Origin of the sequence: Pseudoflavonifractor sp. HCP28S3_F10, assembly GCF_052065415.1 — a bacterium.
Taxonomy (GTDB): domain Bacteria; phylum Bacillota; class Clostridia; order Oscillospirales; family Oscillospiraceae; genus Pseudoflavonifractor_A.
On sequence record NZ_JBQHUB010000006.1, the window covers coordinates 1 to 16,258 of the forward strand.

A 16,258-nucleotide genomic window follows, 5' to 3' on the forward strand; every position below is an offset into this window, starting at 1 on the left:
GGACCCCAATAGGCCCCCGGGGAAACCGGGGGCACGGGGGGCCGTTTGTGGCACCCAACCCACCCCCCCGGTAACCCCGGCCCCCCGGGGGGCAAGAGCCCCCGGGGGCCGCCGTTTGCTCTGACAGCAAAGAGTACCGGCGCACAAACGCGCCGGTACTCTTTCTCTCGCGGATCAGCGGATCTTTTTGGCCTCCATATAGTAGCGCTTCTCCTGGGCCTCGCCCATGGAGAAGGTCTTGCGGGGCAGGACGCCGTCCAGCACCACGCCGCGGAACAGGTCCTCCTTGGCCAGCTCGGGCAGCTCGAAGCCCAGGTTGCCGCTCTGGGCGGACAGCCTCTCCAGGGCGGCGCTGCCGTGGATATAGTCGATCTTGGCGTCGGGGGTCTTGCTCAGGTAGTCGTCCAGGAAGGCCTGGAGGGAGGCCACGGGCAGGGCCCACTTGGAGTTCTCCACCACCAGGTAGCTCACGCCCTTCTCGGTGGTGCAGGGGAACACCTGGGCGCAATCGCAGGCGGGGCGCTCCTGAGCCACATAGGCCTTGCCGCCGTTGGCGGCGAAGAACTCGCCGGCGGCCTTGAGCACGCAGTCGGGGCAGACGTTGAAGAGCACGCGGTGGATGGGCTCGATGAGCAGGCTCTCGTCATGGATGTTGACCACCTCGGCCAGCACCCAGCGGGCGGGATGGTCCACCTGCTCCTCGGGGGACAGGGTGGCCTTGACCTTCTCCCAGTTGGCCTTGGCGGTGGCCATGGAGTGGTTGCCGTCGCCGGTGGCGAACTGCAGCAGGGGGGCCTTGCCGTCCACGCCGTACTTGGCCTCGAAGGAGGCACGGTCGCACAGGGCGTCCAGCGCGGTCTGCACCTGCTCGGTCAGCTCGCCCTCGGGGATGAACCAGCCCTCCAGATGGCCGCCGTTCAGCATCAGCTCCACGTCGTATTTCTTCTCCAGCTCGGCGGCCCTGGCGTACACCGGCTCGATGACGGTGCGCTGGGGATCGTCGATGAGGAGCATGATGTGGGGCAGCTCCATGGGGGCGTTCTCACGGACCTTCAGGCGGGGCGGGATGCGCTCCACCACGGTCTTTTCGGTGGGCCGGATCAGGGAGGTGGAGCCGGGGGTGTACTCATAGGCCTCCAGGTCGAAAGCCATCACCAGGCCCAGGCGGGCGCAGGCGCCGCCGGTGTCCCGGCTGAGGAGCATCATGCCGGCGGGCAGCTCCTCCAGCACGCCGTCAGCCATGTACTGGTCCATGGTGGCGTTGATCTTGCTGATGCGCTCTTCCACACCGGGCTGCTCCAGATAGACCTCGGGCAGGGTGATGCGGAGGGTGGAGGGTGCGTCGCCCACGATCTCCTCGGCCTGGGCCCAGTACTCGGGCTCGGAGGTATACTGGTCGCAGGCGATAACGGACCACTTCTGCAGGTCGGTGCCCTTGCGGGGGAAGAGGATCTTGGCGGTTTTGGTGCAGCGGTTCATGGGGTTTTACCTCCTACAATTCAGATAAGGAAAACGCCAGCCTGACCCGGCAGGCGGACAGGCTGGCGTTTGATGGGATCAGGATCAGATCACGCGGACACGGAGCACGCCGGGCAGAGCCTTGACCTCGCCCAGGCAGACGTCGCAGACCTTGTTCACGTCGGCCAGGATGCAGCAGTAGTCGCCCTTGACGGCGGAGGTGCTGTTGGCCACGTCCAGCTTGCTCAGCACGGCGTCCACATCCAGGCCCTTGCCCAGAATGGAGACACGCTGGCAGCTGCCCTTCTCGCCCAGGGAGACGGCGGGGTAGTTGACGGAGTTGCGGATGTTGCCGTTCTCCACATAGTCCCGCAGCTGCTCCACGGCCATCTTGGCGCAGTTGTCCTCGGACTCCTCGGTGGAGGCGCCCAGATGGGGGATGACGATGGCGCCGTCCATGTTAGCCACGGCGGCGTTGGGGAAGTCGGAGACGTACTTGCCCACCTTGCCGGAGGCCAGGGCCTCGGCCAGGGCGGCGTCGTCCACCAGCTTGTCGCGGGAGAAGTTGAGCAGGATGGCGCCGTCCTTCATCTTGGAAAAGACGTCGGCGTTGATCATGCCCTTGGTGGCGTCGCTCAGAGGCAGGTGCAGGGAGATGTAATCACAGTTTGCATAGATCTCCATGGGATCGGACACGCAGTTGACCTCGGCGGAGAGCTTGGCCTTCTTGTCGTCGGTCAGGTGACGGGTGTAGCCATAGACCTCCATACCCAGGGCCGCGCCGGCGTTGGCGACCTTGATGCCGATGCCGCCCAGGCCGATGATGCCCAGCTTCTTGCCCAGGATCTCGGTGCCGGCGAACTTCTTCTTGGCCTTCTCGGCGGCCTTGCCCACCTCGGGGTCTTCCTTATTGGCCTTGACCCACTCGATGCCGCCCACCACGTCACGGGCAGCCAGCAGCATACCGGCCAGGACCAGCTCCTTCACGCCGTTGGCGTTGGCGCCGGGGGTGTTGAAGACCACGATGCCCTGCTCGGCGCACTTGTCCAGGGGGATGTTGTTCACGCCGGCGCCGGCACGGGCCACGGCCAGCTGACACGCGGGCAGCTCCAGGTCGTGCATGGCGGCGGAACGGACCAGGACCAGCTCGGACTCGGCGTACTCGGCGCCCACCTCGTACTTGTCGTCAAACAGGCCCAGGCCCAGCTTGGAAATGGGGTTGAGACAACTGACTTTCATGCTTTTGTCCTCCTCGTCTTAGGCGTTCTCGGCCTCGAACTTCTTCATGAACTCCACCAGGGCCTTGACGCCCTCGATGGGCATGGCGTTGTAGATGGAGGCGCGCATGCCGCCCACGCTGCGGTGACCCTTCAGGTTCACGAAGCCGGCAGCGGTGGCCTCGGCCACGAACTTGGCGTCCAGATCCTTGTCGCCGGTGACGAAGGGAACGTTCATCAGGGAGCGGTCCTCGGGGACCACGGTGCCCTTGAACATCTTGCTGGAATCCAGGAAGTCATAGAGGATCTTGGCCTTCTCCTCGTTGTGCTTCTGCATGGCCTCCAGGCCGCCCATCTTCTTGATCCACTTGAAGACCTTGCCGCAGATGTAGATGCCGTAGCAGGGAGGAGTGTTGTACATGGAGCCGTTGTCGGCGTGGGTCTTGTACTTGAGCATGGTGGGCACGTAGTCGGCGGTCTCCTCGGGGATCAGGTCCTCGCGGATGATGGCGATGACCACGCCGGCGGGGCCGATGTTCTTCTGCACGCCGCCGTAGATGACGCCGTACTTGGTCACGTCAACGGGCTCGGACAGGAAGCAGGAGGACACGTCGGAGACCAGGATCTTGCCCTTGGTGTTGGGCAGAGTCTTGTACTTGGTGCCGTAGATGGTGTTGTTCTCGCAGATGTAGACGTAGTCGGCGTCCTCGCTGATGGGCAGGTCGGAGCAGTCGGGGATGTAGGAGAAGGTCTTGTCCTCGGAGGAGGCGATCTTGTTGGCCTTGCCGTACTTCTGGGCCTCCTGCCAGGCCTTCTTGGCCCACTGGCCGGTGACGATGTAGTCGGCCACGCCGTTCTTCATCAGGTTCATGGGGATCATGGCGAACTGCTGGGAAGCGCCGCCCTGCAGGAAGAGCACCTTGTAGTTGTCGGGGATGTTCATCAGCTCGCGCAGGTCCTTCTCAGCCTCGTCGATGATCTGCTGATAGACCTTGGAGCGATGGCTCATCTCCATGACGCTCATGCCGCTGCCCTGATAGTCCAGCATCTCGGCGGCAGCTTCCTTCAGGACCTCCTCAGGAAGCACGGCGGGACCGGCGGAAAAGTTGTACACTCTGCTCATTGCAATCGACTCCTTTACGTTTGATTCATTTCGGACCGTCCCTCCCGGGAGGGCATGCCCGTTTTTCACTGGATCTCCGTGCCGTCCCTCGGCTTAAGGCCGGCGCGGTCCGTCTTTGCAGGAGCTGTGTCCGCGGGACGCCGCCTGGCACAGCTGTACTGTCAACTCATTATAACAGATGGGCGTGATTTTTGCAATAAAATTACTTAGCTGCTGCATAGAAAAACAAAATAATCGTTTAATGGCTTTCTATGGCGGACGCTATTTGCGTTTTTGTCTGTTTTGTCATAATTTCCAGATAGTAAGGTCGATCTTTTATCTATTTTATTGTCTCAAATCGTCCTTTATGCGGAAAGCCCGGCCCGGCGGATGCCGGGCCGGGCTTTCCGGTGCAGGCTTATTTCTCGTAGAACAGGTTGGACCGGGTGACCGTGGCGGGAGGCGCGGGGTCCAGGTGTTTCCCGGCGATGCCCAGCACGTCCTCGGGCCGGATCCAGGGCCGGTTCTGGATGGCGCTGGTCTCCTCGTGGGTCAGCTTGCCTTTATAGACCGTCAGGCTGCGGCGGTAGAAGCCGTCCTTCTCACAGCAGCCGGCCACGCCGTCATTGAGGATGCTGAGGATCATGGGCAGCATCTCGGCGGCATAGGCGGTGGAGGTGGAGTTGGCCACGGCACTGGGGATGTTGCTCACGCAGTAGTGGACCACGCCGTTGACCACATAGCGGGGATCGTCAAAATGAGTCTCATGGCTGGACTCGATGGCGCCGGGATCGTCGTTGGAGATGTCCACCAGCACGGAGCCGGGCTCCATGAGCTTGAGCATCTCCTTGTCAATGAGGAAGTCCTTGCGCTCCTTGGGCCACTTGACGCAGTTGAGGACCATGTCGGTCTGGGGCAGCACGGAGGCGATGGTCTCACGGTTGCAGAACATGGTGTCGATGGTGCCCTTGTACTGGTTCATCAGAGTACGCAGGATGCCAACGTTGATGTCCATGACGGTGCACTTGGCCCCCAGTGCGTGGAGGACCTGAAGGGCCGCCTGGCCCACGGTGCCCGCGCCCAGGATGAGCACGTTCATGCCGGGCGCGCCGGCAAAGCCGCCCACGTATTTGCCCTTGCCGCCGTTGACGGTCATCATGGACTCCAGGCCCAGCAGCGCGCCCGCCTTGCCGGCGGCCTCGCAGTTGGGGGAGCCGTAGCGGTGGGCGTCCTCCGCGGTGAAGGCGATGCAGCCGCTCTTCAGCAGGGCGTCCACCTCCTCCGGGTGGGCGGCGGGATGGATGCAGCCCAGCAGGATCTGGTCCTTGCGGATCAGGCCGAATTCAGGGGTCTGGAACTCCTTGACCTTGGCGAGCATGTCGCAGCCGGCGTACATCTCCTCCATGCTCTCCACGATCCGGGCCCCGGCGGCGGCGTAATCCTCATCGGAGAAGCCGGACAGCTTTCCGCAGTCATGCTGGGCCCACACCTCGTACCCGGCGGCCACGATGCTGCGGACCTCCATGGGAGTGCAGATGACCCGGCACTCCCCTTCCTTGATATCCTTCAGAATGCCAAAAACCATAGTTTTGCACCCGTTCCTTTCACGGCGCGCCCTGTGCGCCCTTTTTTGCAGATAAAGGATAGCACTTGTCCGCAGGAAATGCAACGGCTCTTTGCGGTTCCTGCACTTTTTTGTAATTCCCGGCACATTTCATTTCCTTTTCTCTTATTCCCTTTATAAAAATGGGAAAAATTCAAATTACAGAGCGGTATATATTGACACATGACTGCATATTTGATAAAATTTTTACAAATGTTTTATTGTTTCAGCGTGCAAAAGTATCTGGAGCAATGATGCAATGGTAGAGGCGCGGAACGGATCAGTAGCCGGACGCAGGGGCGGGCGCCCCCCGGCGAAAGGACGCTCCGCCGAAGGGCCGTCCACCGCCCGGGGGACGGTTGCCTGGGCTGCGGGAGAATATCCCCCAGACTGCCACATTCGTGGAGCGTTATCATTGACTGTTTTTATGGGCCGCCGCCTGTATTCTGCCATGGATGTTCCGCCGGTGTGGGATTATCCGTGGCTTTTATTTTACGTAAGGAGGAACCAACCATGCAAAAGACCCCCATTCGCGTACTCAGCGCCCTGATGGCGGCCGCCATGCTCATGGGCGTTCTCAGCGCCTGCGACGGCGGCGGCAACCAGCCCCAGCCCAGCAGCGGCGCCGCTGCTCCCGCCGCCTCCGCTTCCGGCGGCTTTGTGGAGGGCACCGGCGATGACCGGCTCGGTCAGGACAGCACCGCCGAGGAGGCCAAGTACGGCGGCACCATGAAGCTCAACTTCAACGGCGCCACCAACTCCCTGGACCCCGCCCAGTTCAACACCAACCAGAACTACACCCCCGGCTATCATATCTACGAGTCCCCGGTCCAGGTGGCCGACGACGGCTCGGTCTGGGCCAGTGTCTGCACCTATGAGCTCAGTGAGGACAACCTGCAGCTCACCCTCACCGTGCGGCCCGACGTGAAGTTCCACAACGGCGACACGGTGGACGTAAACGACGTGGTGGCCTCCATCGAGCGCTTCCTGGTCTACTCCACCAGCGGACAGGCCAACTTCGGCGACTACATCGCTTCCACCGACGTGAAGGATGACATGACCGTGGTCTACACCCTGAAGGACGTGGCCCCCATGGCCCTGCTCACCATCGGCGAACTCAAGGGCGGCTGCAAGGTCATGCCCGCCGAGATTGCCCAGGCCCACATGGACTCCTACATCACCGACGACGCGGAGATCGTGGGCACCGGCCCCTACATGCTGGAGACCTGGAACCGCGAGGTGGACCTGACCCTGAAGCGGTTTGAGGATTATGTGCCCTACGAGTCCGGCGGCACCGGCCCCGCCGCCGCCAAGAAGGCCTACTTCGACAAGATCTACTGCAGCGTGGCCAGCGACCAGACCGCCCGCACCAACGGCATGATCGGCGGCAACTTCGACTACTCCACCTCCATCCTCACCGACATGGCCCCCCAGCTGGAGGCCGCCGGCTGCTGGAGCGACAAGAACTGGAACGGCTGGTCCCCCACCATCGTCTTTAACCTGAGCGCCGCCAACTCCGGCAGCATCGTGCAGAACGTGGACTTCCGCCGGGCTGTCCGGGCCTGTCTGGACGCGGACCAGATTCTGCTCTCCACCAAGACCGATCCCAGCCAGTATGAGGTGGGCTCCTGCCCCGTGATGCCCTCCAGCGCCTACTACAATGAGCTTGCCGACGCCAACATGGGCCAGGATCTGGACAAGGCCAGGGAGTATCTGGCCGCCTCCGGCTACAACGGCGAGACCATCCGCTGGTGGTGCGCCGACTCCGATTCCTACTACACCACCGCCCTGCCCGCCTCCGAGATGCTCAAGGCCATCGGCGTGAACGTGGACCTGCAGGTGAAGGACGTCACCACCTACGAGACCAACTACAATGACCCCGCCTGCGCCGACTTCGACATCTGCTGCCGCGAGACCCAGAAGTCCTATCTCCACCCCCTGCTGAGCCAGTTCGTGGCCAGCTACGCCATGTGGGACACCCCTGAGCGCACCGCGCTGGTCAACAAGCTGGGCACCACTGCCGCCGGCAGCGAGGAGAGCATCCAGGCCTTCGCCGACTTCTGCGCCCTGCTGGACGATCAGGTCCCCTACATCATCCTGGGCGACTTCGGCACCGTGTGCTGGTACTCCTCCGACATCATCCCCGACCGCCAGGGCGTGGATGTGTACTGGTGGAACTCCTACTTCAAGGCCCAGTAAGGCTTCACACCATACCGCTCATTTCAGGCAGGGGAGGCGTCATGCCTCCCCTGCCTTCCCGGTAATACCAGGCCGGTCCAAAGGCCGAGAATTTCCCCATAAAGGGAGGAAGGTATCCTGTGTTAAAATACACCGTCAAGCGCATCCTCTCCGCCATCCCCGTGCTTCTCATCGTGGTGTTCATCACCTTTTTCCTGATGCGGATGCTCCCCGGCGACGTGGCCGTTCTCATTCTGGGCAAGGACGCCGCCCCCGGCGACCTTGCCATCCTCCGGGAGACCCTGGGTCTCAACGAGCCCAAGCTGGTCCAGTTCGTCCACTACATCCAGGACCTGCTGCGGGGCGACTGGGGCGTGTCGCTCTACAACAGCATGCCGGTGTTTGACAACATCCGCGCCAGCCTGGAGCCCACCATCCTCATCATGGTCCTCAGTGTCCTCATCTCCATCGTGGTGGGCATCCCCGTGGGCATCATCAGCGCCGTCAAGCGCAATTCCATCTGGGACTATCTCCTGATGAGCGTGTCTGTGCTGGGATTGTCCATCCCGGTGTTCTGGAGCAGCATCATGCTGGCCTATTTCATCGGCGCCGTCCAGGGCTGGCTGCCCAGCATGTACTACACCCCCATCGCCCAGGCTGGCTTCTGGGGCGCTTTGAAGTGCGTCATCCTGCCCTCGGCGGCTTTGGGCTTCCAGAGCATCGCCTCCATCGCCCGCTATACCCGCTCCACCATGCTGGACGTGCTGGGCGACGACTATATCCGCACTGCCCGGGCCAAGGGCCTGGCCGAGCGTGTGGTCCTCTACCAGCACGCGCTGAAGAACGCCATGTCCCCCGTCATCACCCATGTGGGCACCAACGTAGCCTCTCTCATGGGCGGCGCCTGCGTGTGCGAGACGGTGTTTAGCATCAACGGCATGGGCAAGCTGGCCTACGATTCCCTGATCCGCCGGGACTATCCCCAGGTCCAGGCCATCATCCTGGTGGTGGCCATGGTGTATATCGTGGTCAACCTGGTGGTGGACCTGCTCTACAAAGTGTTCGACCCCCGGGTCGAGCTGAATTGAGGGAGGTTGGAATATGCGTCGTCAATCACAGCTTTCCGCCTCCCAGAAGCGGCCTTTCCGTAAAAGGGCGGCTGTTTTCCTGCGGAAATACGGCCGTATCCTGCTGGGCGGCGGCGTTCTGGCCGCCATCCTCTTCGTGTCCATCGCCGCCCCCCTCATCACCACCTACGACCCCAACGCCGTCAACCCCTACGACCAGAAGCTCTTCCCCAGCGCCGTCCACTTCATGGGCACCGACCGCTTCGGCCGGGACATCTTCTCCCGGGTGCTCTACGGCGGGCGCGTCTCCCTGCTGGTGGGCTTCTGCGTGGCCGCCGTGTCCACCGCCGGCGGCATCGTGCTGGGCCTGCTGATGGGCTACTACAAGACCCTGGACAAGATTGTCATGCGCATTCTGGAGGGTATCTCCGCCTTCCCTGAGATGCTGCTGGCCCTGACTCTGGCCTGTATCTTCGGCAACGGCGTGGACAAGGTAATCATCGCCCTGTCCATCGTGGGCACCCCCAGCGTGGCCCGCATCGTCCGCAGCCAGGTCCTCTCCATCAAGGAGAGCGAGCATGTGGAGAGCGCCCGGGCCATGGGCGCCACCGACCTGCGGATCATGTTCCGGTACATCCTGCCCCTGTGCGTGTCCCCCCTCATCATCCGCTTTACCACCACCATGGCCAGCGCCATTCTGACCGAGGCCTCCCTCAGCTTCCTGGGCGTGGGCGTCTCCCCCACCATCCCCACCTGGGGCGGCGTGCTCAGCATCGCCAAGACCTTTGTCATCTCCCACCCCTATATGGCCATCTATCCCGGCCTCGCCATCGTGATCACGGTGCTGAGCATCAGCATCCTGGGCGACGGCCTGCGGGACCTGCTGGACCCCAAAATGAAGTAAGGGAGGCGGACCATCCATGAACGACGAGAACATCGCCCTGCGGGTACAGGACCTGCGGGTACAGATCGAGACCGATACCGCCACCCTGGACATCCTCCACGGCGTCAGTTTTGACATCCACAAGGGCGAGACCCTGGGCATCGTGGGCGAGTCCGGCTGCGGCAAGAGCATGACCGCCCTGTCCATCATGCGCCTGACCCAGAAAAACGCCAGGGTCACCGGCCGCATCGAGCTGGACGGACAGGATCTCCTCTCCATGCCCATGAAGGAGTTCCGCAAGATCCGGGGCAACCGGGTGTCCATGATCTTTCAGGAGCCAATGACCTCCCTCAACCCCGTCTTTACCGTGGGCCACCAGCTGATGGAGGTCTTTCGCCTCCACCAGGGGCTGGACAAGAAGGCCGCCCGGCAGCAGGCCATCGAGGCCCTGCGGATGGTCAACGTCCCCATGCCCGAGAAGCGGGTGGACTGCTATCCCTTTGAGCTCTCCGGCGGCCTGCGCCAGCGGGTGATGATCGCCATGGCCCTGGCCTGCCGGCCGGAGCTCCTCATTGCCGATGAGCCCACCACCGCCCTGGACGTGACCATCCAGGCCCAGGTGCTGGACCTGATGTGCAAGCTACGGGACGAGCTGGGCACTGCCATCGCCTTCATCACCCACGATCTGGGCGTGGTCAGCGAGCTGTGTACCCGCACCGTAGTCCTCTACTGCGGCGACATCATGGAGCAGGGCGCCACCGAGGAGATCTTCACCGAGCCGCTCCATCCCTATACCCAGGGACTGAAGGCCTCTCTGCCCCAGCGGGGCAGCCGGGAGAAGCTCCACGTCATCCCCGGCGCGGTGCCCTCCGCCCTGGACTTCCCCAAGGGCTGCGTGTTCGCCCCCCGGTGTCCCTATGCCACCGAGCGGTGCCAGTGCGAGAAGCCCCCGCTTTACGATTTGGGCAACGGACACACGGTCCGCTGCTTCCGGTATGAGGAGGTGGCCAGGTAATGGAACAGACCGCCGACCGCAAGATCCTGCTCCAGGCCAGGGACGTATGCAAATGGTTCCCCATCAACGGCTGGTTCTTTGAGAAAAAGCGCTATGTCCAGGCCGTCGATCACATCAGCTTTGACCTCTACCAGGGCGAGACCCTGGGTCTGGTGGGCGAGTCCGGCTGCGGCAAGACCACCCTGGCCCGCACCGTGCTCCGGCTCATCGAGCCCACCGGCGGCCAGATCCTCTTTGACGGCAAGGACCTGATGGCCCAGAGCAAGACGGAGTTGCGCGCCCTGCGCAAGGACATGCAGATCGTTTTTCAGGACCCCTACAGCTCCCTTCATCCCCGCATGAGCGTCCGGCAGATTATCGAGGAGCCCATGCGCATCCGTGGCCTCTACACCGGAGCGGGAGAGCGGGAGAAACGGGTCAAAGAACTTCTGAATATGGTGGGCCTCAACGAAACCCACATGGACCGCTATCCCCACGAGTTCTCCGGCGGCCAGCGCCAGCGCATCGTCATCGCCCGTGCCCTGGCCACCGAGCCCAAGCTCATCATCTGCGACGAGCCGGTCTCCGCCCTGGACGTGTCGGTCCGGGCCCAGATCCTCAATCTCCTGCGGGAGCTGCAGGAAAAGCTGGGGCTCACCTATCTCTTCATCAGCCATGACCTGAGCGTGGTGGAGCACCTGTGCGACCGGGTGGCCATCATGTATCTGGGGCAGATGGTGGAGCTGGGCAGCACCGACGCCATCTTCAGCCGTCCCCTTCACCCCTATACCAAGGCCCTGCTTTCGGCCGCCCCACAGGTGGGCCGCTTCGGCCGCCGGGACCGGATGCTGCTGGAGGGCGATATCCCCAGCCCTGCCGATCCTCCCTCGGGCTGCCGCTTCCGCACCCGCTGCCCTTACGCCACCGATGCCTGTGCCCAGCTTCCCCAGTGGGAGGAGGTCGAGAGCGGCCACTCCGTGCTCTGCCACCGCTTCCGGGAGCTGGAGGACATTCATTGACCCCATTGAAAAACGCCTGTGTCTCTAAGGGAGACACAGGCGTTTCTGTTTTGTTATTTCTGATACTCAAATTCCAGGTTGTAGAGGGAGACGATATCCCCGTCCTGGATCCCCATCTCCTCCAGCCGGTCGTACAGGCCGGACTGGCGCAGCATCTTGTCAAACCAGCTCCGGGACTCAAAGTCGCCGAAGTTGACGTTGGCCATGAGCCGCTGGAGCCAGGGTCCCTCCACAATCCAGGTGTCGTCCTCGTGGGCGATGTCCAGCGGGGCGCTGGTGTCCACCTCCGGGGGCCGCTCCACATAGGTGGGCTCGTACACCGTGATGGGGGGCAGCTCCTTCAGCCGCTGGGCGGCGGCCATCACCAGCTCCCGGGTCCCCTGGTGGGCGGCGGCCGAGAGCTCGAAGAAGGGCATCCCCAGCCCCTCCACATGGGCCTTCAGGGCCTCCAGTCCGGTCCGGTCGGCGGCGATGTCCACCTTGTTGCCCGCTACCATCATGGGCCGGGCGGCCAGCTCGGGGCTGTACTCCTTCAGCTCGGCCTGGATGGCCTCGAAGTCGGCCACCGGGTCCCGTCCCTCGGAGCCGGACACGTCCACCACGTGGATGAGGAGCCGGCAGCGGTCGATGTGGCGCAGGAAGTCGTGGCCCAGGCCGGCGCCCTCGCTGGCCCCCTCGATGATGCCGGGGATATCGGCCAGCACGAAGGAGACCCCCTCCTCCACATACACCACGCCCAGGTTGGGGAAGAGGGTGGTGAAGTGGTAGTTGGCGATCTTGGGCTGGGCCTTGCTCACCACCGACAGCAGGGTGGACTTGCCCACGTTGGGGAAGCCCACCAGTCCCACGTCGGCCAGGAGCTTGAGCTCCAGCAGCACGTCCCGGGTCTGGCCGGGCAGGCCGGCCTTGGCGAAGTTGGGTACCTGGCGGGTGGGGGTGGCGAAGTGCTTGTTGCCCCAGCCGCCCTTGCCGCCCCGGGCCAGGATAAAGGGCTCGCCGGAGGACATGTCGCAGATGATCTCCCGGCTCTCGGCGTCCCGGACCACGGTGCCCCGGGGGACCTTGATGACCAGGTCCTCCCCGTCCCTGCCGGTGCAGCGCTTGCCGCTGCCGTCCATGCCGTTGCCGGCGGTATACTTGCGCTTATAGCGGAAGTCCATCAGGGTGGAGAGATGGTCGTCCACCTGGAGCACAATATCTCCCCCCCGGCCGCCGTCGCCGCCGTCGGGTCCGCCGGCGGCCACGTACTTCTCCCGGTGGAAGGCCACCGCGCCGTTGCCGCCGTTGCCGGAGCGGACGGTGATCCGGGCGGTATCAATAAATTGAGGCATAGCTGCCCCCTCCTTCTCATAAATAGGCGGGCCGTGCCGCCCCGTGTCCTAGTGTGTCCGGTTTCAGGACGCCCATCCCGGCGTCCCGCGGCGCCTCTTCCGCAAAAAGAGCCTCGAACGCATCCCGTCCGAGGCTCTTTCAATACCCGATATTACTGGGCGATCTCCACGATAGAGACCTGCTTGCGATCCTTGCCCAGGCGCTCGAATTTGACCTTGCCGTCCTTCAGAGCGAACAGGGTGTCATCGCTGCCCTTGCCCACATTGACGCCGGGATGGATGTGGGTGCCGCGCTGGCGGACCAGGATGTTGCCGGCCAGAACGAACTGACCGTCCGCGCGCTTGACGCCGAGCCGCTTGGACTCGGAATCGCGGCCGTTACGGGTGGAGCCGACGCCCTTCTTGTGGGCGAAGAACTGAAGACCGATGTTCAGCATTGTCGTACACCTCCAAACGTGTGTCGATGATCCGCGGCGGGGAGGTCACTCCTCCGCCACCACGAGAATATTTTCAGGATACTCCTCGTGCAGCTCGGTGAGATAGAGCATGAGCGCGGTCAAAAGGGTCTGGCCGGTGCTCTCGCTGGTCTGACTCAGGCCGCCGGGGAGCTTGAGGGAAATGGAGTCGTCCCGCACCTTGACCGACGCCTCCAGGCCAAGCACGTCGTTGAGGGCGCACTCAGTCATGCGGATGGCGCTGGTGATGGCGGCGCAGACGATATCGCTTCCCGCTTCGGCGTAGCCGCTGTGGCCTTTGCATGTAAAGCCGGTCACACGGCTGCCTTCCATGTGAAAGGATATGGTAGTCATATCCTTATTACACGGAGATCTTGCCGATGGTCACCTTGGTGTAGGGCTGACGATGACCCTGGCGCTTGTGATAGCCCTTCTTGGGCTTGTACTTGAAGACCAGGACCTTCTTGCCCTTGCCGTTCTTCACCACGGAGGCGTCCACCTTGGCGCCGGCCACCACGGGGGTACCGAAGGTGGCCTTCTCGCCGTCGATGACGGCCAGGACCTGATCAAACACGATGGCGTCGCCAGCCTCCACGGGCAGCTTCTCGACGAAAATGGTATCGCCCTCAGCCACCTTGTACTGCTTGCCGCCGGTCACAATGATTGCCTGCATTCTGTTTTTCACTCCTTTATTACGGGCTCGCTATCGGGGGCGGGAGCAAACTCCACTTGCAGACCCATTCAAAGCGGCTTTAATAGTATATCAATGCTCTTTTGGATTGTCAATCATTTTTCCGAAAAACCGTGCCTTTTTTGTGGAAACCCAGTGTTCTGCACCCCTCACCGCCGGAGCCGACCTCCGTACCAGCCGGTGACGCCGTCCTTTTTGCACAGGCAGCCCCGGGAGGTGGCGCGGACAATGGACAAAACATCCCCCGGCTCCACCGGCAGGCGGTAGTCGGTGGAGTCCTCGCACCGGGTGACGCCGCCCTTTTCGTAGATGTATTCGGTCAGGATATCCAGCACCCGGCCGCTGGCGATGTGGCGGCAGCGGCAGAACTCCTCGCCCCGTTCCAGCACCTCCACCGGGTTCTCGCTCCAGCGGATGTTGATGGAGCCGGTGCTCGCCTCCTGCCGGTCCAGGGCCACCCCGGTGGGGAGCCCGTCGTACCGCTGCCAGGAGAACTCCTCCGATGTCCCGTCCGGGATGATGAGCATGTTGAGCTGGCCGTCCCACTTGAGCTGGCAGCCGCCGTCGATGCTGATGATATGCCGCTCGGGCAGCACCATGGGGTCGGCGCCGGGGATGTCGGGGCGGTACAGGGTCACCGGCCAGTGGCCCACCACCACCCACTTGTGAAACGCTCTGCCAAGACTTAGAAAATCGTCGTTCTTCATGCACCGCCAGGCGGCCAGGGTCTCCATGTGCTCCTCCCGGAAGATGCCTCCATGGACGAAAATAAACCGTTCCGTCTCGATGATGGTAGGCAGCCCCCGGAGAAATTCCAGCTCCGGGACGTACCGCTCCCGGATCACCCGGCGCAGGGCGGGGAAATCCGCGGGGCTCTCCAGCCGTGTGCCGGTCTCCTCCGCCATCTGCCAGAGCACGCACTTCCTCCCCCAGCCGAACACATAGTTATCGTAGAATTCCGGCGGGATGTCGGGGATCTCGTCCACGAAATTATAGGCCAGGTTGTCGCAGTTGCCGCAGAGCATGTGGACCTCGTAGTCCTTTTGCAGCTCCATCACATAGCGCAGGGTCTCCAATCCCCGCTCGCCCTTTTCCAGCACGTCCCCCAGAATGATGAGGATGTCGTTCCGGCAGAAGCCCACCTGCCTCAGCAGAGCCTGAAAAAAATCCAGATTCCCGTGGATATCGCTGACCGCCAGCACCCGCCGCCCGGCGGGCAGCTCCAGTTTTTGTACCTTTGCCAGTTCCATGGCCCGACCTCGTCTTATCTGTCAGAATTTTTTTATTTTATCACAGTTTTTCCGGTATGAAAAGCAGGGATGCAGAATACCGTTCCGGCTTGCAGATCCACCGGACGTATTGTATCATGGCTTCAAGGGGACATGCCCCATATTTTCTAATGACAGGAGCGCTGCACCATGGGATCCAGCCGCCGTTTTGAGACTACCTCCATGTCGCTGCACGTCATAGCCATGGCGTGCATGCTCTGCGACCATCTGTGGGCCACCGTGGTCCCGGGGAACGACTGGCTCACCTGCGTGGGCCGCCTGGCCTTTCCCATCTTCGCCTTTCTGATCGTGGAGGGCTACTTTCATACCGGAAGCCTGCGCCGCTATGCGGGGCGGCTGCTGCTGTGCGCTCTGCTCTCCGAGGTTCCCTTTGATCTGGTTATGGGCGGTACGGTCTTCTACCCCTTCCACCAGAACGTGCTGTGGACCTTCCTCATCGCGCTGCTGCTCATCCGGCTCAACGAACGGGCCAGGGCCACCGGTCGGCTGTGGGTACGGCTGCTGACCGGGGCGGGCACACTGGCGCTGGGCTATGTGCTGGGGCTTCTGTCCATGGCGGACTACCACTTCGCCGGGGTGTTCACCGTTCTGGCCTTCTACTTCTTCCGGGGCCGCGGATGGCGGCAGTTCGCCGGCCAGGCGCTGGCCCTGGCGTGGATCAATCTGGACATTCTGAGCGGCTATTGTTACCAGTTCATCCTGGCCGGGCATACCGTTCTTCTGCCCCGGCAGGGGCTGGCCCTGCTGGCCCTCATCCCCATCTGGCTCTACCGGGGCCGTCAGGGGCCCCACGGCAGGGGACTTCGTATCCTCTTCTATTCCTTCTATCCCGCACATCTGCTGCTTCTTGGCCTGATCCGGATGCTGTAAGCCCTGTACTGCGCCCCGCCTGTCGGAAAGGCGGGGCCTTTTTCCGTCCGCCCGAATTTGTAAACATTTTTTGAACCCCCTTGAAATTTTCCATGCGAAGG

15 protein-coding genes and 1 riboswitch are annotated in these 16,258 nt (G+C 62.8%); of the genes, 6 read left to right on the forward strand and 9 right to left on the reverse strand.

Annotation, left to right across the window (positions count from 1 at the left end; all coding sequences use genetic code 11):
• Positions 1 to 174 precede the first annotated feature (174 nt).
• The 4 genes from ACTNBZ_RS04270 to ACTNBZ_RS04285 all read right to left on the reverse strand — a co-directional run bounded on the left by ACTNBZ_RS04270 (position 175) and on the right by ACTNBZ_RS04285 (position 5,362).
• Entirely contained in the window at positions 175 to 1,479 is a 1,305-nt protein-coding gene (locus ACTNBZ_RS04270) for a DUF1015 domain-containing protein (RefSeq protein WP_441208459.1), read from the reverse strand.
• A gap of 84 nt (positions 1,480 to 1,563) precedes the next feature.
• Positions 1,564 to 2,697 (reverse strand): 3-phosphoglycerate dehydrogenase, encoded by a 1,134-nt coding sequence (locus tag ACTNBZ_RS04275; RefSeq protein WP_441208460.1) that lies wholly within the window; start codon positions 2,695 to 2,697, stop codon positions 1,564 to 1,566.
• A gap of 18 nt (positions 2,698 to 2,715) precedes the next feature.
• Positions 2,716 to 3,798: a 3-phosphoserine/phosphohydroxythreonine transaminase gene (serC, locus tag ACTNBZ_RS04280; RefSeq protein ID WP_441208461.1), complete on the reverse strand. Its 1,083-nt coding sequence runs from the start codon at positions 3,796 to 3,798 to the stop codon at positions 2,716 to 2,718.
• Positions 3,799 to 4,195: 397 nt separating this feature from the next.
• On the reverse strand, positions 4,196 to 5,362 hold the full coding sequence (locus tag ACTNBZ_RS04285; protein WP_441208462.1) for an alanine dehydrogenase: 1,167 nt from the start codon (positions 5,360 to 5,362) through the stop codon (positions 4,196 to 4,198).
• 273 nt (positions 5,363 to 5,635) lie between these two features.
• Positions 5,636 to 5,800, forward strand: a riboswitch (Lysine riboswitch).
• Positions 5,801 to 5,893: 93 nt separating this feature from the next.
• Between ACTNBZ_RS04285 and ACTNBZ_RS04290 the strand changes: the two genes are divergently transcribed.
• The 5 genes from ACTNBZ_RS04290 (at position 5,894) to ACTNBZ_RS04310 (ending at position 11,521) form a co-directional block, all read left to right on the forward strand.
• Positions 5,894 to 7,579, forward strand: a complete 1,686-nt coding sequence (locus tag ACTNBZ_RS04290; protein ID WP_441208463.1) for an ABC transporter substrate-binding protein — start codon at positions 5,894 to 5,896, stop codon at positions 7,577 to 7,579.
• A 119-nt stretch (positions 7,580 to 7,698) separates the two neighbouring features.
• Positions 7,699 to 8,646: an ABC transporter permease gene (locus ACTNBZ_RS04295; protein ID WP_441208464.1), complete on the forward strand. Its 948-nt coding sequence runs from the start codon at positions 7,699 to 7,701 to the stop codon at positions 8,644 to 8,646.
• A gap of 13 nt (positions 8,647 to 8,659) precedes the next feature.
• Entirely contained in the window at positions 8,660 to 9,529 is an 870-nt protein-coding gene (locus ACTNBZ_RS04300) for an ABC transporter permease (protein WP_441208465.1), read from the forward strand.
• Between the two features lie 16 nt (positions 9,530 to 9,545).
• Positions 9,546 to 10,523: an ABC transporter ATP-binding protein gene (locus ACTNBZ_RS04305; protein ID WP_441208466.1), complete on the forward strand. Its 978-nt coding sequence runs from the start codon at positions 9,546 to 9,548 to the stop codon at positions 10,521 to 10,523.
• Positions 10,523 to 11,521, forward strand: a complete 999-nt coding sequence (locus tag ACTNBZ_RS04310; protein WP_441208467.1) for an ABC transporter ATP-binding protein — start codon at positions 10,523 to 10,525, stop codon at positions 11,519 to 11,521. The genes ACTNBZ_RS04305 and ACTNBZ_RS04310 overlap by 1 nt, the downstream gene beginning before the upstream one ends.
• A gap of 53 nt (positions 11,522 to 11,574) precedes the next feature.
• Here ACTNBZ_RS04310 and obgE read toward each other — a convergent pair whose 3' ends face one another.
• From obgE to ACTNBZ_RS04335, 5 genes are all read right to left on the reverse strand, one after another.
• On the reverse strand, positions 11,575 to 12,852 hold the full coding sequence (gene obgE, locus ACTNBZ_RS04315; protein ID WP_441208468.1) for a GTPase ObgE: 1,278 nt from the start codon (positions 12,850 to 12,852) through the stop codon (positions 11,575 to 11,577).
• A 152-nt stretch (positions 12,853 to 13,004) separates the two neighbouring features.
• On the reverse strand, positions 13,005 to 13,289 hold the full coding sequence (gene rpmA, locus ACTNBZ_RS04320; protein ID WP_441208469.1) for a 50S ribosomal protein L27: 285 nt from the start codon (positions 13,287 to 13,289) through the stop codon (positions 13,005 to 13,007).
• A 45-nt stretch (positions 13,290 to 13,334) separates the two neighbouring features.
• Complete coding sequence (locus ACTNBZ_RS04325; protein WP_441208470.1) at positions 13,335 to 13,661, reverse strand: ribosomal-processing cysteine protease Prp; 327 nt, start codon at positions 13,659 to 13,661, stop codon at positions 13,335 to 13,337.
• Positions 13,662 to 13,668: 7 nt separating this feature from the next.
• Entirely contained in the window at positions 13,669 to 13,980 is a 312-nt protein-coding gene (gene rplU, locus ACTNBZ_RS04330; protein WP_441208471.1) for a 50S ribosomal protein L21, read from the reverse strand.
• Positions 13,981 to 14,147: 167 nt separating this feature from the next.
• The gene (locus tag ACTNBZ_RS04335; protein WP_441208472.1) at positions 14,148 to 15,248 is read right to left on the reverse strand and encodes a metallophosphoesterase; all 1,101 of its coding nucleotides are present in this window, start codon (positions 15,246 to 15,248) and stop codon (positions 14,148 to 14,150) included.
• A gap of 168 nt (positions 15,249 to 15,416) precedes the next feature.
• Here ACTNBZ_RS04335 and ACTNBZ_RS04340 point away from each other — a divergent pair, with 168 nt between their 5' ends.
• Positions 15,417 to 16,157, forward strand: coding sequence for a TraX family protein (locus tag ACTNBZ_RS04340; protein WP_441208473.1), 741 nt, complete (start codon positions 15,417 to 15,419; stop codon positions 16,155 to 16,157).
• Positions 16,158 to 16,258 lie beyond the last annotated feature (101 nt).

Excerpts from the sequence above, each read along its gene's own strand:
- rplU (WP_441208471.1), bottom strand. The coding sequence starts at position 13,980 with ATGCAGGCAATCATTGTGACCGGCGGCAAGCAGTACAAGGTGGCTGAG.
- ACTNBZ_RS04270 (WP_441208459.1), bottom strand. The coding sequence starts at position 1,479 with ATGAACCGCTGCACCAAAACCGCCAAGATCCTCTTCCCCCGCAAGGGC.
- ACTNBZ_RS04340 (WP_441208473.1), top strand. The coding sequence starts at position 15,417 with ATGGGATCCAGCCGCCGTTTTGAGACTACCTCCATGTCGCTGCACGTC.
- rpmA (WP_441208469.1), bottom strand. The coding sequence starts at position 13,289 with ATGCTGAACATCGGTCTTCAGTTCTTCGCCCACAAGAAGGGCGTCGGC.
- ACTNBZ_RS04310 (WP_441208467.1), top strand. The coding sequence starts at position 10,523 with ATGGAACAGACCGCCGACCGCAAGATCCTGCTCCAGGCCAGGGACGTA.
- ACTNBZ_RS04290 (WP_441208463.1), top strand. The coding sequence starts at position 5,894 with ATGCAAAAGACCCCCATTCGCGTACTCAGCGCCCTGATGGCGGCCGCC.
- ACTNBZ_RS04325 (WP_441208470.1), bottom strand. The coding sequence starts at position 13,661 with ATGACTACCATATCCTTTCACATGGAAGGCAGCCGTGTGACCGGCTTT.
- ACTNBZ_RS04300 (WP_441208465.1), top strand. The coding sequence starts at position 8,660 with ATGCGTCGTCAATCACAGCTTTCCGCCTCCCAGAAGCGGCCTTTCCGT.
- serC (WP_441208461.1), bottom strand. The coding sequence starts at position 3,798 with ATGAGCAGAGTGTACAACTTTTCCGCCGGTCCCGCCGTGCTTCCTGAG.
- obgE (WP_441208468.1), bottom strand. The coding sequence starts at position 12,852 with ATGCCTCAATTTATTGATACCGCCCGGATCACCGTCCGCTCCGGCAAC.
- ACTNBZ_RS04335 (WP_441208472.1), bottom strand. The coding sequence starts at position 15,248 with ATGGAACTGGCAAAGGTACAAAAACTGGAGCTGCCCGCCGGGCGGCGG.
- ACTNBZ_RS04275 (WP_441208460.1), bottom strand. The coding sequence starts at position 2,697 with ATGAAAGTCAGTTGTCTCAACCCCATTTCCAAGCTGGGCCTGGGCCTG.
- ACTNBZ_RS04285 (WP_441208462.1), bottom strand. The coding sequence starts at position 5,362 with ATGGTTTTTGGCATTCTGAAGGATATCAAGGAAGGGGAGTGCCGGGTC.
- ACTNBZ_RS04305 (WP_441208466.1), top strand. The coding sequence starts at position 9,546 with ATGAACGACGAGAACATCGCCCTGCGGGTACAGGACCTGCGGGTACAG.